Source organism: Sphingobium agri (assembly GCF_023051225.1).
Lineage (GTDB): Bacteria > Pseudomonadota > Alphaproteobacteria > Sphingomonadales > Sphingomonadaceae > Sphingobium > Sphingobium agri.
Genome location: NZ_JALKHS010000006.1, coordinates 1043062 through 1065977 on the forward strand (window position 1 = coordinate 1043062; position 22916 = coordinate 1065977).

Here is a 22916-nt window from a genome sequence, read left to right on the forward strand (position 1 = left end):
ACCGATTGTCATAAATCCGTCCAGAAAATGACACGGACCAGCGCCTCCGGCTACTATGCTTGCGCGGTAGCCCATTCGATCCCATATGCCGCGCCATGAACGACCAACGCTCAAGCAGCATGCCGGTCTGGCATGGCACCACCATCATGTCCGTGCGAAAAAATGGAAAGGTCATCGTGGCTGGGGACGGCCAGGTTTCCATGGGTCAAACGGTGATGAAGCCCAACGCGCGCAAGGTTCGCCGCTTGCACGACGGTTCTGTCATCGGCGGATTTGCGGGAGCGACGGCTGACGCCTTTACCTTGTTTGAGCGGCTTGAAGCGAAATTGGAGCGCCATAATGGGCAGCTCATGCGCGCGGCAGTCGAGCTGGCAAAGGATTGGCGGACCGATAAATATCTCCGCAATCTGGAAGCGATGATGATCGTCGCGGACAAGGAAGTCACGCTGATCCTGACCGGCAATGGCGACGTACTGGAACCGATCGGCGGCGTGGCGGCCATCGGGTCAGGCGGCAATTTCGCGCTCGCAGCAGCCCGCGCTCTTGTTGAATATGAGGAAGATGCAGAGACCCTCGCACGCAAGGCGATGGCCGTGGCGGCTGACATCTGCGTCTATACCAATGACCAGCTGGTGGTCGAGGAACTGGCGAGCGTGACATGATGTGAAGCCCCTCCCGCAAGCGGGAGGGGTTGGGGTGGGCGTTCCCCCTATCCCGAAAAGTTGAAGCCGATTGCTTTCGCAATCGCCCACCCCCGGCCCCTCCCGCTTACGGGAGGGGAGTGAGAAGAAGATGAACGACAATCTGACACCCAAGGCCATTGTTTCCGCTCTCGATGCGCACATCATCGGCCAGGCCGACGCCAAGCGCGCCGTCGCTGTCGCCCTGCGCAACCGCTGGCGCCGGCAGCGCCTGTCGCCCGACCTGCGTGACGAGGTGACGCCCAAGAACATCCTCATGATCGGCCCCACCGGCTGCGGCAAGACCGAGATCAGCCGCCGCCTCGCCAAGCTGGCGGACGCGCCGTTTGTGAAGGTCGAAGCGACGAAGTTCACCGAAGTCGGCTATGTCGGCCGCGACGTGGAGCAGATCGTTCGCGATCTGGTTGAGGAAGCGGTGCGCCTGGAAAAGGATCGCCGCCGCGAAGCCGTGCGGGAAGCTGCGTCGGAGGCCGCGATGAACCGCCTGCTCGACGCCCTCACCGGCAAGGAAGCGAGCGAAGCGACCCGCCTCTCCTTCCGCCAGCGGATCGAGAACGACCAGATGAACGATGTCGAGGTCGAGGTGGAAGTCGCCGACAGCCCTTCCATGCCGATGGAAATACCCGGCATGGGCGGCCAGGTCGGCATGATCAACCTAAGCGACATGATGTCCAAGGCATTCGGTCAGACCCAGAAGAAGCGCCGCAAGCTGCGCGTCGCCGATGCATGGGACAAGCTGGTCGAGGAAGAACAGGACAAGCGGCTGGATCAGGACGATGTCGCCCGCGTGGCGATTGTCAGTGCTGAGCAGAATGGGATCGTCTTCCTGGATGAGATCGACAAGATCGCCGTTAGCGACGTGCGCGGCGGGTCAGTGAGCCGCGAGGGCGTGCAGCGCGACCTCTTGCCGTTGATCGAGGGCACCACGGTGTCGACCAAATATGGGCCGCTGAAGACGGACCACATCCTGTTCATTGCATCGGGCGCGTTTCATGTGGCGAAACCCAGTGACCTGCTGCCGGAGCTTCAGGGCCGCCTGCCTATCCGTGTTGAATTGAAGGCGCTGACGGAAGATGATTTCGTTTCCATCCTGTCGGACACCAAGGCCAGCCTTGTTGCGCAATATCGCGCGCTGCTGGCGACCGAGGGCGTGACGATCGACCTTACGGCCGACGGCATCCGTGCGGTGGCGAAGATCGCTGCGGAAGTGAACAGCGAGGTCGAAAATATCGGTGCCCGCCGTTTGCAGACCGTGATGGAAAAGCTGCTGGAAGATGTGAGCTTCGACGCCGAGGACCGCCAGGGCGAGACGCTGGTGATCGACGCGGCCTATGTAGGGAAGCAGCTGAACGACGTGGCGCGCAACACCGACCTCAGCAAATATGTGCTGTAACTGCTCCCCTCCCGCTAGCGGTAGGGGCCGGGGGTGGGCGCGAGCGTAGCGAGCCTCCTTCAGAGGCCCCAGCCGGTCATCCCTCCCGGCTACGGGAGGGACGATTGATTAGTAGCTGCGCCCCACGAGCACTCGCTCCACCGCCTTGTCACCGGTGAAGACGCAAGCCCCGTCAGCCGCTTCCGCATCCAGCGGAACGTTGCGCAGCGTAAGCTTCTCGCCCTTCAGCCACTCGATCACCTTGTCGAGAGCCGGACCCGTGGGCTTGGCCCATTGCACCAGCGCCCATCCCTGCTTCTTGCTCGCGGCAAAATAGGCTTTGAGCGCATCCAGGGATGTGATCGACTTATCGATGTTCCCGTGCAGCCGCGCCTGAGCATCCACGAACAGCGCCTGCTGAATATCCTCCAGCATTCCGGTCGCTGCGCCCAGGAAGTCGCCTTTCGCAACGATCTGGCTATCGAGCTTGCCATCCTCACGATACAGCCGGTCGCGGCGCAGCACTGATACATTGCCGCCCGCAACATCACGGCCGCCCACTTCGATCACGATCGGCGCGCCCTTCTTGACCCAGCCCCAGCGCTTGTTCGCTGCCTTGGCAGGCCGCTTGTCCAGAAGCGCGCGGACAGGCTCGCGGAATACATCTTGCTTGTTCAACGCTGCGACCAGATCGCCGCAATAATCGAGGATCGCAGCATCCTCGTCATTGTCGCGCAGCATTGGCACCACCACCACCTGATAAGGCGCGAGGCGCGGGGGCACGCGCAACCCGTCATCGTCGCCATGCACCATGATGAGACCGCCGATCATGCGGGTCGACATGCCCCAGCTGGTCGTCTGCGCCAGTTCCTGTTGCCCTTCCGCATTCTGGAACTTGATGCTCTGCGCCTGAGAGAAAGTCGTTCCGAGGAAGTGCGACGTGCCAGCCTGAAGCGCCTTGCCGTCCTGCATCATCGCTTCGATCGAATAGGTCGCAACGGCGCCGGGGAAACGTTCATTCTCCGGCTTCTCGCCAGCGACCACGGGCAATGCGACGCATTCCTCCGCGAAGCTGCGATAGACCTCCAGCATCTTCATCGTCTCTTCCATCGCCTCATCGACGGTGGCGTGCGCCGTATGCCCTTCCTGCCAGAGGAACTCGGCGGTGCGCAGGAACATGCGGGTGCGCATTTCCCAGCGGACCACATTAGCCCATTGGTTGATCAGCACCGGCAAGTCGCGCCAGCTTTGCACCCAGCGCGAGAAGGCGGCGCCGATCACCGTTTCGGACGTCGGACGAACCACCAGCGGCTCCTCCAGCTTCGCCTCCGGATCGGGCACCAGCTTGCCGTCCTTCTGGATCAGGCGGTGATGCGTGACGACCGCCATTTCCTTGGCGAAGCCGTCCACATGCTCCGCTTCCTTTTCGAAATAGGAAAGCGGGATGAAGAGCGGGAAATAGCAGTTTTCGTGGCCGGTCGCCTTGATCCGCTCGTCGAGCAGCTTTTGGATGCGTTCCCAGATGCCATAGCCCCAAGGCCGTATGACCATGCTGCCGCGCACGCCGCTTTCCTCGGCCATGTCGGCTTCGGAAATAACGGCCTGATACCAGGCGGCGAAATCCTGTTCACGGGTAACGGAAAGGGCGTGCTTCACGGGTCAGGCCTTGTTCTTCGACTTGAAAGGATGGCGCGCCATAAGGCAAGCGCGCCGTCCCGTCGACCCCGAACGCGCTGCTCAGCCCAGCTTGTCGATCTTCGCATTGAGCGCGGAGAGCTGCGCCTTCAGATCCGCGATCTCATCGTCCTTGCTGCTTTCGGAAGCGGCTGGCGCGGGAGCGACAGCACCGGGCATACCGGGCATACCTGGCATGTTGGGCATGCCGGGAACCTTGCCGAATGCGTTGGCGGCCGCTTCGAACATCTGCATGTTGCGCTTGGCGATCTCCGCGAGCGGACCGCCGCCAAAGGCGCCCTTCATCGCTTCCTGGAACTGCATCTGGTTCTTCCGGAACGCGTCCATCGACGCTTCCAGATATTGCGGGACCATCGACTGCATGGAATCGCCATACATGGCGATCAGCTGCCGCAGGAAGTTGACCGGCAGCATGTTCTTGCCCCGCTGCTCTTCCTCCATGATGATCTGCGTCAGAACATTATGCGTGATGTCCTCACCCGTTTTTGCGTCCACGACCACGAACTCGCGCCCCTCACGAGTCATTTGCGACAGCAAATCCAATGTGATGTAACTCGACGTTTCCGTGTTATAGAGACGCCTGTTCGCATATTTCTTGATGATGACCGGCTCTGATTCATTGGCGGTCTTGGTTTTGGCCATGGATTCCTCTCCCACACCTGCACTTTCCGCATTAGCACAAGGGGTTGCCGCACCGCAACATGGCCCACGACCATTGCCACTGTTTCTCGACATTTTATGGCGTGAAACGGAAGGCAATGCTGATTTGCGGCGTGCGGCCTTTCAGGGGTTGCGCAAATATCAGGAAGCCCAAAGGCCTCCGTCGCCCCCCGCGCCGTCGGTCTTCGCTGCGGCAGGCAGTGCCAGATTGCTGCGTTACGGCGCAGATAGTGGCAAGGCGCCGGTGATCTTCATACCATCGCTTATCAACCCTCCGCAGGTGCTGGACCTGTCCAAGGGACGATCCATGCTGCGCCACATGGCTGCAGCAGGACACGACGCTTACCTCATCGATTGGGGCAGTCCCGGCACAGAGGATGCAAAGCTGGGCCTGGCAGAGCATGTTACCGAGCGCCTGATCCCGATGCTGAAGTCACTCCCCCGCCCGCCGATCTTGGTAGGATACTGCCTTGGCGGCAGCCTGGCGCTTGGCGCTGCGGCCCTGGCCGATGTCGCAGCAGTCGCCACCATCGCTGCGCCTTGGCAGTTCGACGGCTTCCCCGACGCCGATCGCGACCTTATCGCGTCGCTTTGGCGGGGCGCCAAGGCGACAAGCGAGCGTCTCGGCTATGTGCCGATGGAGGTTCTGCAATCGGGTTTTTGGGCGATGGATCCAGCACGCACCATCCGCAAATATGCTGCTTTTGCTGGAATGGAGCCCGGCTCCGAGGCCGAGCGGGCATTTCTGGCGGTCGAAGATTGGGCAAATGGCGGCCCGCCACTGACATTCGCGGCGGGAGAGGAATTGTTCGAAAGCTTCTATGGAAGCAATGTTACAGGACGTGGCGAATGGCAGATCGATGGGAGGAAAATCGATCTGGCGCGCCTTGGACGCCCCACATTTTCCGTCCGGTCGGCCACTGACCGGATCGTCCCCGCCACCGCAGCACCCGACCTTGCGGACGGCTTCACCCTCCAACTTGGCCATGTCGGCATGATCGTCGGCAGCAGCGCCCGCCAGCTGCTTTGGGAGCCCTTGTCCCTTTGGCTTTCAACGCACGGGGGTTGATGATATTGCGGCGCGGAACCGCCCTTTTCATCAAGGATCAGGATTGTGTCAGACATCGTCATCACCGCCGCCAAGCGTACTGCCGTGGGCAGCTTCATGGGCGCCTTCGGCTCAACGCCAGCACATGAATTGGGACGCACCGCCATCGTTGCGGCGCTGAGCCAGGCTGGTGTGGCGCCCGAAGAGGTGGATGAGGTGATCCTCGGCCAAATCCTGACGGCCGCTCAGGGTCAGAACCCTGCGCGTCAAGCTGCGGTGAACGCAGGCATTCCGGTGGAGCGGACGGCGATCGGCCTTAACCAGCTGTGTGGATCGGGTTTGCGTGCCGTGGCGCTGGCTGCACAAGCGATCAAGGCGGGCGACGCTCGGATCATGGTGGCAGGCGGACAGGAAAGCATGTCGCTCGCCCCGCACGCCCAATATCTGCGGGCTGGCGCGAAGATGGGCCCGATCTCGCTGATCGACACGATGACGCATGATGGCCTGACGGACGCGTTCAACAATTATCACATGGGCGTCACGGCGGAAAATCTGGCGGAGAAATATCAGATCAGCCGCGAGACGCAGGACGAGTTTGCCGTCGCCAGCCAGAACAAGGCCGAAGCCGCGCGCGCGTCCGGCCGGTTCAAGGATGAAATCGTTCCTGTTACTGTGAAGGGACGAAAGGGCGATACTGTCGTCGATGCGGACGAATATATCCGCGCTGGCGCGACGCTCGAAGCGATGCAGAGTTTGCGACCCGCGTTCAAGAAGGATGGCACGGTCACTGCGGGTAATGCCAGTGGCATCAATGACGGTGCTGCCGCGCTGGTCCTTATGACCGCAGCCGATGCCGCTCAGCGCGGCGCCACTATTCTGGGCCGCATCGCCAGCTTTGCGACCTGCGGCGTCGATCCCGCAATCATGGGCATCGGCCCCGCTCCGGCAACCCGCTATGCTCTGGCCAAGGCGGGCTGGTCACTTGGCGACCTCGACCTGATCGAAGCCAATGAAGCCTTCGCTGCGCAGGCTCTGGCGGTCGGTCAGGAACTGGGATGGGACGTCGGCAAGGTCAATGTGAATGGCGGCGCAATCGCCATCGGCCATCCGGTGGGTGCGTCCGGCGCCCGGGTGCTGACCACGCTGCTGTATGAGATGCAGAAGCGCGATGCGAAGAAGGGACTTGCAACCCTGTGCGTCGGGGGCGGCATGGGCGTCGCCATGTGCATCGAACGTTGAACTGAAATAAGGCCGCCGGTTCACCCCCGGCGGCGCGTCGCCACCTAGAACCAGACCCGATCGAAACGGGGACCAAGGCTCGTCAGCAACTCATATTGCGACAGGCCCGATAGAGCGGAAGCGGCGGGCAAGTCATAATCGATATCCAGCCAATCCCCCTCCTTGACCGACGGCATCGCGGAGACGTCCACAGCGATCAGGTCCATCGACACGCGGCCCACGACAGGCAAGTGCGTTTCTCCAGCGCTGACCACGCCACGTCCCGAGAAGCAGCGCAGATAACCATCGGCATAGCCAAGGTTCAGCACGGCTATTTCCGTGTCCGTCCTGGCAAGATGGGTGGCGTTATAGCCGATGCTGTCTCCGGAAGGGACGAAACGCCGTTGCAGCACCTGCGCCTGCGGAAAGACGACTTGAGCGATTCCCTCTGACGCCTCCGGCCGGGGTATCCCGCCATACAGCGCGAGCCCGGGACGCGTCAGATCAAATGCATAGGGTTGTCCCAGGCAAATGCCTGCGCTGTTGGCGAGACTATAGCGACCCGCCGGAACATGAGCGCGCAAGTCGCTGAATCGCTCAAGTTGCTGCGTGCTAAGATCCGTATCCTCGTCGCCCGATGCCAAGTGGCTGAGCAATGTGCTGACCGACAGCCCGCTCATTTGTGCAGCGACATCGCTACGCCGGTCGAGCCCGAGCCGGTTCATGCCCGTATCGACCATCACATCACAAAGGCCGCCGCTGGCGGACTTCCAGCGCGCGATCTGATCCGCAGTGCAGAGCACCGGCCGGGCCTTTGAGGAAAGCGCCCTCCCCATGTCCTCGACACGCACGCCATGGAAGACGGACAGATTGACCCCGTCCTGCAACAGATGTTCAAGGGAAGCCGCTTCCGTCCAACTGGATACGAAGAAGTCGCGGCATCCCGCATCGAGGAGGCGGCGCATGACCTGCACAGCACCTGTACCGTAGCCATCCGCTTTGATCGCTGCCCCGCATGCTGCGGTCCCGCTACGCCGTTGCAGCCAGCGCCAATTATTTACGAGCGCACCCCCGTCGAGGCGGAGGCGAAGCGGAGCAGCAAAAGTGGTCATTGGTGATGCGATAGCGGGATCATCTGCGAGCGTCGAGGTTTCAACTACCCGCCATCGAGCGGACCGACGTGCCTTCGGCGGTCGACGGCCAGACGTTCACCGCCTAATCCGCAATAATGTCGCGCGCCGCTTTGTCGGGCTTTTGAATGCTTGCGGAAAAGGCAACACGGCGCGACAGGAAATCATCCCTGCCGCGCCATGACCACCAACCCTATTCGAGTTCCAGGATGATCGCGTCCACAGGCAGGCTCTCACCCTGAGCCGCCGACACGCTCTTCACCGTACCCGCTTTCTGCGCGCGCAAGATGTTCTCCATCTTCATCGCTTCGATCACGGCCAAGGGCTGACCGGCCTCAACCTTGTCGCCTTCCTTGACGTTCAGGGAGACGAGCAGGCCCGGCATCGGGCAGATCAGGAAGCGCGACAGATCCGGCGGAATCTTTTCGATCATATGCTTGGCATGCACCGCCGCATGGGCCGGCAGGATACGCAGTTTGTGACTGGCGCCATGAGCGGTCAGGACAAAGCCGGAGCGAACCGGCGCGATCTTTACCGCCAGCAACTCCTCGCCAAACTCGGCCTCGATCAGGCGATCACCGGGCGTATATTCCAGTGCCATGTCGATCGCTTCACCATCGACGGTGACATCGTCGCCGCTGATCACGACATCATGGATCGCGTCACCGATCTTCACCTGCCAGCCCGTCGGAGCGCGCAGCTTCTTGCCAAGCTGGCCATCGATGCGACGGGCGCGGTCGGCCTGTGCCATTGCAGCGAACGCACCGATCGCAGACAGCTTCCTGACGAGCGCTTCGGAAGCTGGAGCGCCAGTGAAGCCTTCGGGATATTCCTCCGCGATGAAGCCGGTGGTGATGTTGCCCGAACGGAAACGCTCATGCTGCATCAGCGCCGACACGAAATCGATATTGTGGCCCGGCCCTTCGATCTCGAACTGGTCGAGCGCGGCGATTTGCTTGTCGATCGCCTCCAGACGGGTCGGCGCCCAGGTGATCAGCTTGGCGATCATCGGGTCGTAGAACATCGACACTTCGCCGCCCTCGACCACGCCGTCATCAACGCGCACGCCGTCCACGGCTTCCGGCGGATTGTAGCGGATCAAGCGGCCAGTGGAGGGCAGGAAGCCGCGATAGGGATCTTCTGCATAGACGCGGTTTTCGATCGCCCAGCCATTGATCTTCACATCCTCCTGACGGAAGCTCAGTTCCTCGCCATTGGCGACGCGGATCATCTGCTCGACCAGGTCGAGACCGGTGATTTCTTCCGTTACCGGATGCTCCACCTGCAGGCGGGTGTTCATTTCCAGGAAGTAGAAGCCGTCGCCGGTCTTGTCCGCGCCCGACACGATCAGTTCAACCGTACCCGCGCTGAAATAGCCGACCGCGCGGGCCAAAGCGACGCACTGCTCACCCATCTTCTTGCGCATTTCAGGGGATACGAACGGCGAAGGCGCTTCTTCGACCACCTTCTGGTGACGGCGCTGGATCGAGCATTCGCGTTCGTTCAGATAAAGGATATTGCCGTGCTGATCGCCCAGGATCTGGATTTCGATGTGGCGCGGGCTTTCGATGAACTTTTCGATAAACACGCGGTCGTCGCCAAAGCTGTTCAGGCCTTCGCGCTTTGTCGCTTCGAAGCCCTCGCGAACGTCCTGCTCCGAATAAGCAAGGCGCATGCCCTTGCCGCCACCGCCAGCCGACGCCTTCATCATCACCGGATAGCCGATCTCGTTGGAGATGCGGACGGCATGTTCAGTGTCTTCGATCACGCCGACATAGCCCGGAACGACGTTGACGCCTGCTTCCTTTGCCAGCTTCTTGGATTCGATCTTGTCGCCCATGGCCGCAATCGCGTTGGCGGGTGGGCCAACGAAGATGATGCCTTCGGCGTCCAGCGCCTTGCGGAAGCTCTCGCGCTCCGAAAGAAAGCCGTAGCCGGGGTGCACGGCGTCAGCGCCGGTCTGCTTGCACGCTTCGATGATCTTGTCCGCGAGCAGGTAGGACTGCGCGGCAGGCGGCGGGCCAAGGTGAACCGCCTCGTCCGCCATCAGGACGTGGGGCGAACGGGCGTCCGCATCCGAATAGACCGCAACGGTCTTGATGCCCATCTTCCGCGCGGTGCGGATGACGCGGCACGCGATTTCGCCACGGTTCGCGATCAGGATCTTGGTGATTGCCATTATCTGTCCTTGCCCAGTCCTATTGTGTTGCCCATTCGGGCTAACCCTTCTCTGTCCCTCGGCGTCACCCTGAACTTGTTTGGCTTACGCCGAGCTACGGTTCAGGGTCCATTTCGCCTCTCACGCCGAAGACTGCGGAGGCCCGATGGATGCTGAAACAAGTTCAGCATGACGTATGAGGGGAAACTATTCCGCCGCCTCCAGATGCCCGTGCGGTTGCGCCATCATCGGCGTCATCCCGAGCTTTGAAAGCAGCGCGCTATCCTTGTCATCACCGGCATTGGCCGCGGTCAGCAGTTTGTCGCCGGTAAAGATGCTGTTCGCACCCGCCATGAAGCAGAGCGCCTGACAGGCCTCGCTCATGCTCTCGCGACCGGCGGAAAGCCGCACCATCGATTGCGGCATGACGATCCGCGCCACCGCGACGGTCCGCACGAACTCCACCTCGTCGATCTTCGCGAGCGGCGTGTCCTTCAGCATATCGCCCAGCACGGTTCCGGCCACCGGCACCAGCGCATTGATCGGCACGCTTTCGGGATGCGGCATGGTCGCCAGCGCGTGAAGGAAACCGATCCGGTCACTCCGCGTCTCGCCCATGCCGACGATTCCGCCGCAGCATACATTGATCCCTGCCGAACGCACATTTTCCAGCGTTTCGATGCGATCCTCGAATGTCCGGGTCGTGATGACGTTCGCGTAATTCTCCGGCGAGGTATCGATGTTGTGATTATAATAATCGAGCCCCGCATCGGCGAGTTGCTTTGCCTGATCGGATGACAGCATGCCCAGCGTCATGCAGGTTTCCATGCCCATCTGGCGCACGCCCTTCACCATCTCGATGAGCTTGGGCATGTCCCGTTCCTTGGGATTGCGCCACGCTGCGCCCATGCAGAAACGGCCTGAACCATGGTCCTTGGCCTGCGCCGCCGCCTGCAGCACAGCCTGGACGTCCATCAGCTTGGTGGCTTTGAGGCCGCTTTCCGCTTCCGTCGACTGGCTGCAATAGCCGCAATCTTCCGGGCAACCGCCGGTCTTGATCGACAGCAGGGTCGATAGCTGGACCTCATTGCGCGGAAAGTTCGCGCGATGGATCGACTGCGCCTCGAACATCAAATCGTTGAAGGGCAGGTCGAACAGCGCGCCGATTTCGTCGCGAGTCCAGTCAGTGCGAGGAGTGATCTCGGTCAAGCGGCTTCCTCCAGCCCCGCCGGGGGCATGTTGTGGCCGAGGAGGCGCAGCACGTCTGCGGCGCATTCCACGACATTGGAACCGGGTCCATAAATCCCCTGCACGCCCGCGTCACGGAGATAGTCATAGTCCTGCGGCGGGATGACGCCACCCGCGATGACCTTGATGTCGTTGCGGCCTTTTTCCCGAAGCTGCCTGATGAGCTCGGGGATGAGCGTCTTGTGCCCGGCGGCCAGCGACGAGGCGCCGACCACATCGGCACCGCTATCCAGCGCCAGCACCACGGTCTCCTCAGGCGTCTGGAACAGCGGACCCGATACCACGTCAAAGCCCATGTCCCCGAAAGCCGACGCGATCACGTTGGCGCCCCGGTCGTGGCCGTCCTGCCCCATCTTGGCGATGAGTAGTTTCGGCTTGCGGCCGAGGCGCCGCTCGACGGCCTGCACACCGTCAAGAACCTGTTTCCAGCGGCTGTCCTGCGCATAAGGTTTGGAATAGACGCCCTTAACCGGGGTCGGGACCGTGCCATAGCGATCGAAGCTGTCTTCCATCGCGGAGGAGATTTCCCCCAGCGTGGCCCGCGCACGGGCACATTCCACGGCCAGAGCGAGCAGGTTGTTATCGATGCTCGACGGCTTCGCGGCACCATCGCGCAGCGCCTGGAGCGCCGCCTGGCACTTTGCCTCGTCACGCCCGGCCTTGACCTTGTTGATGCGGGCGATCTGTGCCTCGCGCACCTTGCTATTGTCGACCTCCAGCGTTTCCAGCAGGTCTTCGTTCGCCAGGCGATATTTGTTGACGCCGACGATGACATCCTCACCGCGATCGACCCGCGCCTGGCGAGCAGCCGCCGCTTCCTCGATCATCGCCTTGGGCCAGCCTGCCGCCACAGCCTTCGCCATACCGCCCTCACCCTCGACGCGGTCGATAATCTCCTGCGCGGCATTGACCAGCTGCTGGGTTAGCGCCTCGATATAATAGCTGCCGCCCAAAGGATCGACGACCTTCGTCATCCCCGTCTCTTCCTGGATCACGATCTGCGTGTTGCGCGCGATACGTGCGGAAAAATCGGTGGGGAGGGCAATCGCCTCATCCAGCGCGTTGGTGTGCAGCGACTGCGTGCCGCCAAGCATCGCCGCCATCGCTTCGATGGTGGTGCGGATAACGTTGTTATAGGGGTCTTGCTCGGTCAGCGACACGCCCGAAGTCTGGCAGTGTGTGCGCAGCATCTTGCTACGTTCGTCCTGCGCGCCCAGCTTCGTCATGGCGCGATGCCACAGAACGCGGGCGGCACGCAGCTTCGCCACTTCCATGAAGAAGTTCATGCCGATCGCGAAGAAGAAGCTCAAACGCCCCGCGAACTTGTCGATGTCGAGCCCCGACGCGACGCCATATTTCACATATTCGATACCGTCCGCGATGGTGAAGGCCAGTTCCTGCACCTGCGTCGCGCCAGCTTCCTGCATATGGTAGCCGGAAATGGAGATGCTGTTGAACTTCGGCATCTCGCGGCTGGTATAGCCGAAAATGTCGGAGATGATCCGCATGCTCGGTTCGGGCGGGTAGATATAGGTGTTGCGGACCATGAACTCCTTCAGAATGTCGTTCTGAATGGTTCCGTCCAGCAGCTTGCGGTCGACGCCCTGCTCTTCGCCGGCAACGATGAAGAAGGACAGGATCGGGATCACCGCGCCGTTCATCGTCATGGACACGGACATCTGGTCGAGCGGGATGCCATCGAACAGGATCTTCATGTCCTCGACGCTGTCGATCGCCACGCCCGCCTTGCCGACATCGCCGACGACGCGGGGATGATCGCTGTCATAGCCGCGATGGGTGGCAAGGTCGAAGGCGACGCTGAGCCCCTTCTGCCCCGCCGCCAGGTTGCGGCGATAGAAGGCGTTGGACTCCTCGGCAGTCGAAAAGCCCGCATATTGGCGGATGGTCCAAGGGCGCCCCGCATACATGGAAGCGCGCACGCCGCGCGTGAACGGCGCAAAACCCGGCAAGCCGGGATCGACGGTCACGTCCTCCGCCGTATAGAGCGGCTTGACGGTGATCCCTTCCGGGGTCTCCCAGTTCAGGTCCTTGCCCTTTACCTCCTTGGCGGAGGCGGCGGCCCACTGATCCAGCGTCGGCTTGTCGGTCATCTGTCCTTACCCATCCAAATCCTCTCCCGCAGGCGGGAGAGGCAGCGAGACTTGGGGCTGCGTAGCAGACCTTAGTCGCAGCGGTGAGGGCCTAAGCCCTCTCCAACTTCGCCTAGCCAGCAAGCTGACAAGGCTTCGTATCCTCTCCCGCGCGCGGGAGAGGATAGATATCAGTGCGCCTCTTTCGGCGTCTCCATGATCTCGGTCAGCACCCCGTTCATGTCCTTGGGGTGCACGAAGAAGATCAAAGTCCCATGCGCCCCGATGCGCGGTTCGCCCAGCACCTTCTTGCCCAGGCCTTCGAACCAGGCCTTAGCTTCGTGAATGTCCGGCACCTCATAGCACATATGATGCTGGCCGCCCGCCGGGTTCTTGGCGATGAAACCATGGATCGGGCTGTTCTCCCCCAAAGGTTCGATCAGTTCGATCTGGGTGCCCTCAGTGCCATTCTCGCCCGGCGTATCCACGAAGCACACCTTCACGCCTTGTGCCGGTAGGTCGAAGGGCTCATGCGCCAGTGTCGCGCCCATGACGTCGCGATAATAGGCAAGCGACGCTTCGAGCGAAGGCGTTGCAACGCCGATATGGTTCAAGCGGCCGAGCTTCATATCACTTCACCTGTCTGGTCACCCCAGCGAAAGCTGGGGTCTCGTGCCTTTACGTTCCACATAACCGCCTGAGATCCCAGCTTTCGCTAGGATGACGGCCGCTGGGGCATCAAAGCGGAATGTTGTCGTGCTTCTTCCAGGGATTCTCCAGCGCCTTGTTGCGCAGCTTGCGCAAGCCAAGCGCGATCCGCTTGCGGGTCGAGTGCGGCTGGATCACCTCGTCGATGAAGCCCTTGCCCGCCGCCACGAACGGATTGGCAAAGCGGTCTTCATATTCCTTCGTCTTCTCGGCGATCTCTTCGGGCGTCTTGCCCCGGAAGATGATTTCCACCGCGCCCTTCGCCCCCATGACCGCGATTTCGGCGGTCGGCCAGGCATAGTTCAAATCGCCGCGCAGATGCTTTGAGCTCATCACGTCGTAAGCACCGCCATAGGCCTTGCGCGTGATGACGGTGATCTTCGGCACGGTCGCTTCAGCATAGGCGAACAGCAGCTTCGCGCCATGCTTGATGATGCCGGAATGTTCCTGAGCCGTGCCCGGAAGGAAGCCCGGCACGTCCACGAAAGTGACGATCGGAATTTCAAACGCGTCGCAGAAACGAACGAAGCGACCGGCCTTCTTGGACGAGTTGATGTCCAGAACCCCGGCCAATACCATCGGCTGGTTGGCGATGATGCCGACCGTCTTGCCCTCGATCCGGCCGAAACCGCACAGGATGTTGCCTGCATGCGCGGGCTGCACTTCAAAAAAGTCGCCTTCATCTACGACCTTGCGGATCAGTTCATGCATGTCATAGGGCTGGTTCGCGTTCGCCGGGATCAGCGTATCCAGGCTTTCCTCGATACGATCCCACGGATCGGCACTCGGCCGCTCAGGCACCGGCTCCTTGTTCGAAGCAGGCAGGAAGTCCACGAAATCGCGCACCGCGAGCAGCGCCTCGATGTCATTTTCGAACGCGACATCCGCAACGCCCGACTTGGTCGTGTGCGTCACCGCGCCGCCCAATTCCTCCTGGGTCACGACCTCATTCGTCACGGTCTTCACCACGTCCGGGCCGGTCACGAACATGAAGCTTGAATCCTTCACCATGAAGATGAAGTCGGTCATGGCAGGCGAATAGACCGCGCCGCCCGCACAGGGACCCATGATCACGCTGATCTGCGGCACAACGCCCGAGGCAAGCACGTTGCGCTGGAAAATTTCGGCATAACCGGCGAGCGAAGCCACGCCTTCCTGAATACGCGCGCCGCCGGAGTCGTTCAGGCCGATCACGGGCGCGCCGACCTTCAGCGCCATGTCCATGATCTTGCAGATCTTCATCGCGTGCCGTTCAGACACCGCGCCGCCGTAGACGGTGAAATCCTGGCTGAAGACGAACACGAGACGGCCGTTGATCGTACCCGATCCCGTAACGACGCCATCGCCCGGGATATGCTGCTCGTTCATGCCGAAGTCGACGCAATTATGTTCGACATACATGTCCAGCTCTTCAAAGCTGTCCTCGTCGAGCAGCACTTCCAGACGCTCCCGCGCGGTCAGCTTGCCCTTGGCATGCTGCGCGTCGATCCGGCGCTGGCCACCGCCCAGGCGCGCGGCCTCGCGCTTGGCTTCCAGCTGTTCGATGATAGCGAGCTTCGACATATAGAATATCTCTCCGGTGACGGCACGGATGACTACAGCTGCCCCTTTCCCATCTTTCACGCTTTTCGCAAATGCAAATTTGCCAATTTGCAAATCACGATTTCGCAAATTATGAGCGCGGCATGGCAAGAGGCAATCGCATTTTCGCAGGTCCGCGGCTGCGGCAGCTGCGGCTGGACCATCGCATGGACCAGGCGACGATGGCCTTGGCCTTGGGTATTTCGGTCTCTTATCTCAGCCAATTGGAAAATGACGACCGCCCCCTGACGGCCAAGGTCAAGGCAGCCGTGGCCAGCGCCTTTCCGACCGATTGGGCGAGCTTCGACAGCCGGGAAGAGGAACAACTACTCGGCGCTTTCACTTATGCGCTGGCCCACCCGGAGCTGCCCGGCCCACTGATGGACCCGGAGCGGATCGAGAAGCTGCACCTGCAATTTCCCGAATTCGCCGCCCGCTATCTCGACCTCTACAACGCTCATATGCGTGCGAATGAACGTATCAACATGATCGAGGAGGCGATCGCCAACGATCATGAGGTGCAGGCCCGCCTACCCTGGGAGGCCGCGCGCGACTGGTTCCATGAGGCTGGCAATTATGTCCACGTCCTCGATTGCCTGGCGGAGGACATGGCCTCCAGCGTCACCGCCGGGCAGGTTCTTGACGAAGGAATGCTGGTCGAAGCGCTCGCCCGGCGGCATGGCATCGAGACGCTGATTGCCGACACACCGGATTCCGCGCTGCGTGCCTATTCATCCAATGATCGCCGCCTGTTCATAAACGCCGCCCTGCCAGTGGAAAGCCGAAAGTTCATGCTGTCGCATCAGCTGATGATGCTGGAGGGTCAGACGGTGATTGCGGATGTGGTCAATCGCGCGGCCCTGCCCGTGGAAGGCGCCGACCGGCTGCTTGCCATAGGGCTTGGCAATTATGCGGCCGGCGCGCTGCTGATGCCTTATGCCCAGTTCCGGGCGGCTGCGCGGGAAGTGCGCCATGATATCGACCGGCTTGCGCGGCGCTTCGGGGTCAGCTTCGAACAGGCGTGCCATCGCCTCTCGACCCTCCAACGGCCCGGCCTTCGCGGCATTCCCTTCTTCTTCTGCCGGGTCGACATGGCGGGCAATATCACGAAGCGGCACAGCGCCACCCGTCTCCAGTTCGCGCGTTTCGGCGGGGCCTGCCCGCTCTGGAACGTGCATGAAGCCGTCGCCATCCCGGACCGCATCAACGTCCAGCTCGGCGAGACACCGGACGGAGTGCGCTATGTCTCAATGGCGAAGGGATTGGTGAAGCCGTCCGGCAGCTATTCGCGCACCCCCCGCCGCTTCGCCGTCGTGCTGGGGTGCGAAGTCGCGCATGCAGCCAATTTCGTCTATGCAGACGGCCTTCAGCTTGAAATGGAAGGTGCCGCCACGCCGATCGGCATCACCTGCCGCCTCTGCCCGCGCCAAAGCTGCGACCAGCGCGCCTTTCCGCCCGCTGACAGGCCTATTCGCGTCGATCCGGACAATCGGCAGATCGTTCCCTATTGGATTGGCTGAGGCGACAGCGGTTCATCCCAGCTTGTGCGAACTGGCTCTGTCGATCCCTTTCCCGGCCGCCTAAGAGGCGACACATGCATCAACTGACCTCCGACACGCGCGATCTTCAGGAAGAGCTCACCAGCTGTGGCTTTGCGCGTGTGGCCGGGCCGGAGATGCTCGCAAGACTGAACGTCGGGGATGTGGCATGGAGCGCGTTCGCGCGAAGCTGGGACGATCTGGGCCCTGATCTCTACATGGCGGACGGCGGCCGCTATCGGCGCCGCCGTCACGCCGCCTTCGAAGCGAGGCAGGGCCATTTCACGCGCAAGCCGCACCAGCCGCATTTCCAAAGCCGCGACTACAACCCCTTGAACGGAGACGTGCAGCGCTGGTTCGATCCGGTTCACCAGGACACGATCGACAGTCCGGTCATGCAGGCCATCCTGGCCTTTTGCGCAGCGGCCTTCGATCAGTCGGGTTCAAATCGCTGGCATGTGGAAATGCACCAGTTCCGTATCGAGACATGCGAAGATGACGTCGGTAGGCCCACGCCTGAAGGACTGCATCGGGACGGCGTCGATTGGGTATTCGTCATGCTCATAGAGCGCCGCAACGTCAGCGAAGGCGTCACCCGGATAGGTGCGCCTGATGGCACGCCGCTTGGCGAGTTCACGCTGGCCTTACCCGGTGACAGCGTGCTGATCGACGATCACCGAATCCTGCATGGCGTGACAGAGATTCACGCGGTCGAACCAAGCTCGCCCGCGTGGCGCGACGCGCTTGTCGTAACTTTTGCAGACGACTGACTCGCGGCGCTTATTCGCAATCTATCGATCACTTCAGCAGAACAAGTTCCTCTGCCATGCTGGGATGCAGCGCCACCGTGTCATCAAACTGTTCCTTGGTAAGGCCAGCCTTCACTGCAACGGCCGCGGCCTGCAAAATCTCCGGCGCATCCGGGCCGATCATGTGCAGACCGACAACCCGGTTCGTCGTCGCGTCCACCACCATCTTGTAAAGCGCCCGCTCGTCCCGCCCCGCCAGCACATTCTTCATCGGCCGGAAGTCGGACGTATAGACTTTGACGGTGCCCAGCTTGTTCTTCGCCTGCGCTTCGGTCAGGCCCACGCCAGCCAGCGGCGGATGGCTGAACACCGCCGAGGGCACACAATTATAGTCAACGGTCCGGGGATTATCGCCAAACACCGTATCGGCAAAGGCATGTCCCTCACGAATGGCAACCGGCGTAAGCTGCAAGCGGTTGGTGACGTCGCCCACGGCATAGATGCTCTCGCAACTGGTACGGCTATAGTCGTCGACCTTGATCGCGCCCTTGTCGTCCAACTCGACGCCCGCATTCTCGAGGCCCAGCCCCTCGACATGCGGCTGGCGACCCGTGGCGAACATCACCGTGTCGCAGGGGATGGGATCGCCGTTGCTGAAATGCATGCACAGGGTGCCGTCGTCATTCTTTTCGATCCGCTCCATTTCCGCATTGAAGCGGAACTGGATGCCCTTCATCGTGGAAATCTGGAGTAGCCGGTCGCGGATCTGCTCGTCATAGCCCCGCAGCAGCGTGGAGGACCGGTTGACGATGGTCACATGGCTGCCAAGCTGATGGAAAATGCCCGCAAATTCATTGGCGATATAACCCCCGCCAACGATCACCATCCGCTTGGGGGCATCCTCCAGGTGGAAAGCTTCATTGGACGTGATGCCATGTTCGGCGCCTTCCAGTTCGGGCACTGAAGGCCAGGCGCCTGTCGCGACCAATATATATTCCGCGGTCACTTCGCGGCCGCTTGCCAGCTTGACCGAATGCGGCCCCGTAATAGTCGCCCGCTCGGAAATCAGCTCGACCTTGTGACTGTCGAGCGTATTGCGATAGAGGCCCTCCAGCCGATTCACATCGGCCAGCACATTGTCACGCAGCACTTTCCATTCGAAGTCGCAATCCGGGACGCTCCAGCCAAAGCGCCGCGCGTCCTTCAAATCCTCGGCAAAATGCGCGCCATAGATCAGCAGCTTCTTGGGCACACAGCCGCGAATGACGCAGGTGCCGCCGACCCGATATTCCTCTGCGACCGCGACCTTGGCTCCATGCGCAGCCGCCACGCGCGACGCCCGGACACCGCCGGAACCCGCGCCGATGACAAAAAGGTCGAAATCATAGTCGCTCATGCTGGTCTCCGCTGGATCGTGGCCGGATATGGCGGCTATCCAGCGGAGTTACAAACGGCTTTTGATGGCTTCAGGCTCCGCCCAGCGCCAGATCGATCAGCGCCATGGTCGATGGATCAAAGCCCTTCGTCCCTTCCGCCTCGATGGACTTGGCGATCTCCTTGCCCAATTCGACGCCGAACTGATCGAATGGATTGATCCCCATCAGCACCGCATTGGCAAAGGTCCGATGCTCATAAAAGGCGATCAATGCGCCAAGCGCGTCCGGCGTCACATCTTCCAGCAGGATCGTGGTGGACGGACGGTTGCCGGGATAAGCCCGCGCGGGATCGGCATCATTCTCCTTGCCCCGCATCAGCGCCGCCCCTTGGGCAAAGCAGTTCACCAGCAATGCGCGGTGATGCGCCGGGTCCAGAGCGTGGCCGGGATCGATCGAAGCGACAAATTCGACCGGGGCCACGATGGTCCCCTGATGCAGCAGCTGGAACACCGCATGTTGCGCATCCGTGCCGACGCCGCCCCATGTGATCGGCGCAGTCGGCCCATCGACCGGCTTGCCATCGCGCGTGACGCTCTTGCCATTGCTCTCCATCTCCAGTTGCTGGAGGTAGGAAGGCAGCAACCGCAACCGTTCGTCATAGGCGAACAAAGCGCGTGTCTGGCATCCCATGATGCGGCCATAATATTGGTCCACGAAAGCAGCGATCAGCGGAGCGTTCTGCGCCGGATCGGACAGCCGGAAATGCCGGTCCATGGCCGCCGCGCCCTCCAACAGGCTTTCGAACGCATCCCAGCCAAGCGCCAGCGCGGCCGGAAAGCCGATCGAAGACCAGAGCGAATAGCGCCCGCCCACTGTCTCGGAAAATGGCAGGATACGCGTTTCGTCCACGCCCCACTCGATCGCCTTGTCCGGACTGGCGGTCAACGCGATCACCTTGCCATAGGGGTCCTCCACGCCCGCCTCTACCAGCCAATTGATCGCGCTCGCCGCGTTCAGCATGGTTTCGGTGGTGGTGAAGGTCTTTGACGCGACCGCGATCAGGGTCGCTTCGGGATCGAAGCGCGCAATCGCCCGCTCCAGGGCCGTGCCATCGACATTGGAGACGATCGCCACGTCGTAACGCGCGCCGTCCCCACCCAGCGCATCCACGATCAGGTTCGGCCCCAGCGCCGATCCGCCGATCCCGATGTGCAGTATATGACGTATGGGGCCCAGCGCCTCACCTTCGATCGCATCGATCAGAGCGCGCATGCGGGCATGCAGCATCTTGGCGCGCGAAACGCTTTCCGCATTGCCCTCGCCCCGTTCTGCGGGATGCTCTGCCGCGCGGCCTTCACTATTGTTGATGGGCTCGCCCGCGAAAAGGGCGTCGCGCCATTTGGCGAAGTCCTTTTCCTCCGCCAGCTTCAGAAATCCTTCCAGCAATTCGCTGGTCAGGTGCGTCTTCGACCAATCGAACCGCAAAGGCCCCTGCGTAAGCGTGAACTTGCTCAACCGGTCAGGGTCCGAAGCGAAAACGGTCTTCAGTTCAGGCCGCGGGAGTGCCGCAATGGCCTCCAGTGCAGGGCTGGGCATGGAAGCGTAAATCCTCTTATTCGTTGCTGATGACGACACTGCACCTGTCGATTCTCGTCCTTCTTACCCAAGCGTAACGGCCAATGCACCGCCCGCTATGCTTGACGGCGGGTTTACAACGCAGCAAAAGCCGCAACGGCCTGTTTTCAAGGCGGATCGAAGGATTAGACAACATAGCATGAGCGCAAAATCCGAAACGCGGGATTTCCTATGGTTTCTCGCTAAGCTGGCGGTGTTCGTCTTTGTCCTGCGCAGCTTCATCGTTTCTCCGTTCAATATTCCGTCTGAATCGATGCAGCCGCGACTGCTGATCGGCGACTATCTGCTCGTCGCCAAATGGCCTTATGGCTATTCGCGCTACTCGTTGCCGTTCAACCTGCCGCTGATCCCGGGGCGCATTCTCGCCTCGACGCCGAAGCGCGGGGACGTGGTAGTGTTCAAGGCGCCGCCGAACCAGAAGAATGATTATATCAAGCGGGTCATCGGCTTGCCCGGCGACATGATCTCGGTGCGCGGCGGCACGGTCTATCTGAACGGTCAGGCCATTCGGAAGCAGAAGGTCGCCGACCTCGTCATTCCCGTCTCGCCCAACATGCTGGACGCCGCCGCGAAGGAGGGCAGCCCTTCCCCCTGCTACCGTCCGAAGTTCGAGGAAGATGCGCCGAGCGGCGGCCGTCAGTGCCGCTATCCGCAATATCGCGAAACACTGCCGGGCGGCAAAAGCTACAACGTCCTCGACCTCGTTCCCGATGGCGCAGCCGACGATCGCGACACGGTGTTGGTGCCCGAAGGCCATCTCTTCATGATGGGCGACAACCGCGATCGCAGCGCGGACAGCCGTTTCCCGGCGGTCGAAGGCGGCGGCATCGGACTGGTGCCGGAGGAAAATCTCGTTGGAAAGGCGATGATCTCCGTCTTCTCGACCGACGGCAGCGCCAATTGGCTGCTCCCCTGGACATGGTTCACCGCCGCACGCTGGAACCGTATCGGGGAAGGCTTTTGACAAAGGCCGACACGTCTGGCTGGCTCGCCGGGCTGATCGGACGAGCACCTAAGGATGAAGCGCCCTTTCGTCAGGCGCTCACCCATGGCAGCGCCAACGCCGTCAATTATGAGCGGCTTGAGTTTCTGGGCGATCGCGTTCTGGGCCTGATCGTCAGCGAATGGGTCTATGAGCGGTTCGCCAGTGAACCCGAAGGCAAGCTCTCACGCCGCTTCAACGCATTGGTGTCGGGTGAGACCTGCGCCGACGTTGCGCGCGCGGCTGGCGTGCCGACGCATCTCGTCCTTGGCAAGCAGGCCCGCGACGATGGCGCGGCCGACAGCGACAATGTGCTGGGCGACGTCATGGAGGCGCTGATCGGCGCGCTCTACCTTGAAGCGGGCCTGGACGACGCCCGCGCGCTGGTCCGCCGCCTTTGGGCCAACCGGGTCGATACGCAGGAAAGCGCACCCAAGCATCCCAAGTCCGCTCTTCAGGAATGGGCAGCCGCCAACCGCCGCAAGCCGCCCGAATATGCAATGACCGATCGCTCCGGGCCTCATCATGCGTTGAAGTTCACGGTAACGGTGAGCATCAAGGGCGCGGGAGAAGCAAGCGCAACGGGAGGAAGCAAGCAGGAGGCCGAGACGGCTGCAGCGAAGGCGTTGTTGGACAAGCTGAGCAGTTGAACCCCGTTTCTCCCGCGTTCCTCAACATCCGTTCGCGCTGAGCTTGTCGAAGCGCTTTATTACCTTTCTGAGCGAAGATGGCTTTCTACACCTACATGCTCCATTGCGCCGACCGCAGTTTTTACATCGGCCACACCGATGATCTTTAAATGCGCATCGCCCAACATGAGGCAGGCACCTTTCCCGGTTACACTAAAAGCCGTCGCCCGATAAAACTGGTCTGGTCGCAAGAGTTCGGAACCCGTATGGAGGCGCTTGAAGCTGAGCGTCAGATCAAAGGCTGGGGCCGGGCAAAGAAACTAGCGCTAATTCGTGAAGACTGGAGCCTCATCTCCACCTTAGCGCGCTCGAAAGAAGAGAAGTAAGGCGCTTCGACA

Annotated in this window: 19 protein-coding genes; 9 read left to right on the plus strand and 10 right to left on the minus strand. The window is 61.5% G+C overall.

The features are described from left to right. Window positions 1-95 precede the first annotated feature (95 nt). Together hslV and hslU are read left to right on the plus strand one after the other, a co-directional pair. Window positions 96-662 (plus strand): ATP-dependent protease subunit HslV, encoded by a 567-nt coding sequence (gene hslV, locus MU848_RS08480; protein ID WP_097091529.1) that lies wholly within the window; start codon window positions 96-98, stop codon window positions 660-662. Between the two features lie 130 nt (window positions 663-792). After that, a complete protein-coding gene (hslU, locus tag MU848_RS08485; protein WP_201513896.1) occupies window positions 793-2094 on the plus strand; it encodes an ATP-dependent protease ATPase subunit HslU in 1302 nt (433 codons plus the stop codon). 108 nt (window positions 2095-2202) lie between these two features. Here hslU and proS read toward each other — a convergent pair whose 3' ends face one another. After that, on the minus strand, window positions 2203-3729 hold the full coding sequence (gene proS, locus MU848_RS08490; RefSeq protein WP_247231180.1) for a proline--tRNA ligase: 1527 nt from the start codon (window positions 3727-3729) through the stop codon (window positions 2203-2205). Window positions 3730-3810: 81 nt separating this feature from the next. Then, window positions 3811-4410 carry a polyhydroxyalkanoate synthesis repressor PhaR gene (gene phaR, locus MU848_RS08495; RefSeq protein ID WP_097091526.1) on the minus strand — a complete coding sequence of 200 codons (600 nt, stop codon included), beginning with the start codon at window positions 4408-4410 and terminating at the stop codon, window positions 3811-3813. On the opposite strand from phaR, the gene MU848_RS08500 reads away from it, so the two are divergent. Both MU848_RS08500 and MU848_RS08505 read left to right on the plus strand, forming a co-directional pair. Next, entirely contained in the window at window positions 4409-5497 is a 1089-nt protein-coding gene (locus tag MU848_RS08500; protein ID WP_247231181.1) for an alpha/beta fold hydrolase, read from the plus strand. The genes phaR and MU848_RS08500 overlap by 2 nt on opposite strands. A 45-nt stretch (window positions 5498-5542) precedes the next feature. Then, on the plus strand, window positions 5543-6715 hold the full coding sequence (locus tag MU848_RS08505; RefSeq protein WP_247231182.1) for an acetyl-CoA C-acetyltransferase: 1173 nt from the start codon (window positions 5543-5545) through the stop codon (window positions 6713-6715). A 44-nt stretch (window positions 6716-6759) separates the two neighbouring features. Here the strand turns inward: MU848_RS08505 and alr are convergent, their stop codons facing one another. From alr to MU848_RS08535, 6 genes are all read right to left on the minus strand, one after another. Beyond that, window positions 6760-7806: an alanine racemase gene (gene alr, locus MU848_RS08510; protein WP_247231183.1), complete on the minus strand. Its 1047-nt coding sequence runs from the start codon at window positions 7804-7806 to the stop codon at window positions 6760-6762. Between the two features lie 211 nt (window positions 7807-8017). Beyond that, window positions 8018-10003 carry an acetyl-CoA carboxylase biotin carboxylase subunit gene (locus tag MU848_RS08515; RefSeq protein WP_201513891.1) on the minus strand — a complete coding sequence of 662 codons (1986 nt, stop codon included), beginning with the start codon at window positions 10001-10003 and terminating at the stop codon, window positions 8018-8020. Window positions 10004-10189: 186 nt separating this feature from the next. Further along, window positions 10190-11191, minus strand: a complete 1002-nt coding sequence (bioB, locus tag MU848_RS08520) for a biotin synthase BioB (protein ID WP_201513889.1) — start codon at window positions 11189-11191, stop codon at window positions 10190-10192. Next, a complete protein-coding gene (scpA, locus tag MU848_RS08525) occupies window positions 11188-13341 on the minus strand; it encodes a methylmalonyl-CoA mutase (protein WP_247231184.1) in 2154 nt (717 codons plus the stop codon). The genes bioB and scpA overlap by 4 nt, the downstream gene beginning before the upstream one ends. A 170-nt stretch (window positions 13342-13511) precedes the next feature. Continuing rightward, the gene (gene mce / locus MU848_RS08530; protein ID WP_247231185.1) at window positions 13512-13949 is read right to left on the minus strand and encodes a methylmalonyl-CoA epimerase; all 438 of its coding nucleotides are present in this window, start codon (window positions 13947-13949) and stop codon (window positions 13512-13514) included. Window positions 13950-14058: 109 nt separating this feature from the next. Further along, on the minus strand, window positions 14059-15591 hold the full coding sequence (locus MU848_RS08535; protein WP_097091518.1) for an acyl-CoA carboxylase subunit beta: 1533 nt from the start codon (window positions 15589-15591) through the stop codon (window positions 14059-14061). A gap of 122 nt (window positions 15592-15713) precedes the next feature. On the opposite strand from MU848_RS08535, the gene MU848_RS08540 reads away from it, so the two are divergent. Continuing rightward, the gene (locus MU848_RS08540; protein ID WP_097092769.1) at window positions 15714-17129 is read left to right on the plus strand and encodes a helix-turn-helix domain-containing protein; all 1416 of its coding nucleotides are present in this window, start codon (window positions 15714-15716) and stop codon (window positions 17127-17129) included. 74 nt (window positions 17130-17203) lie between these two features. After that, a complete protein-coding gene (locus tag MU848_RS08545; protein ID WP_247231186.1) occupies window positions 17204-17917 on the plus strand; it encodes a 2OG-Fe dioxygenase family protein in 714 nt (237 codons plus the stop codon). Window positions 17918-17945: 28 nt separating this feature from the next. Here MU848_RS08545 and gor read toward each other — a convergent pair whose 3' ends face one another. Both gor and pgi read right to left on the minus strand, forming a co-directional pair. Next, on the minus strand, window positions 17946-19292 hold the full coding sequence (gene gor, locus MU848_RS08550; RefSeq protein WP_247231187.1) for a glutathione-disulfide reductase: 1347 nt from the start codon (window positions 19290-19292) through the stop codon (window positions 17946-17948). Window positions 19293-19362: 70 nt separating this feature from the next. Then, a complete protein-coding gene (gene pgi, locus MU848_RS08555; RefSeq protein WP_247231188.1) occupies window positions 19363-20868 on the minus strand; it encodes a glucose-6-phosphate isomerase in 1506 nt (501 codons plus the stop codon). A 178-nt stretch (window positions 20869-21046) separates the two neighbouring features. Here pgi and lepB point away from each other — a divergent pair, with 178 nt between their 5' ends. The 3 genes from lepB (at window position 21047) to MU848_RS08570 (ending at window position 22904) form a co-directional block, all read left to right on the plus strand. Continuing rightward, window positions 21047-21871, plus strand: coding sequence for a signal peptidase I (gene lepB / locus MU848_RS08560; RefSeq protein WP_097091514.1), 825 nt, complete (start codon window positions 21047-21049; stop codon window positions 21869-21871). Beyond that, a complete protein-coding gene (gene rnc, locus MU848_RS08565; protein ID WP_247231189.1) occupies window positions 21826-22539 on the plus strand; it encodes a ribonuclease III in 714 nt (237 codons plus the stop codon). The genes lepB and rnc overlap by 46 nt, the downstream gene beginning before the upstream one ends. A 149-nt stretch (window positions 22540-22688) precedes the next feature. Further along, window positions 22689-22904, plus strand: coding sequence for a GIY-YIG nuclease family protein (locus MU848_RS08570; RefSeq protein WP_236574941.1), 216 nt, complete (start codon window positions 22689-22691; stop codon window positions 22902-22904). The last annotated feature ends 12 nt before the right edge of the window (window positions 22905-22916 follow it).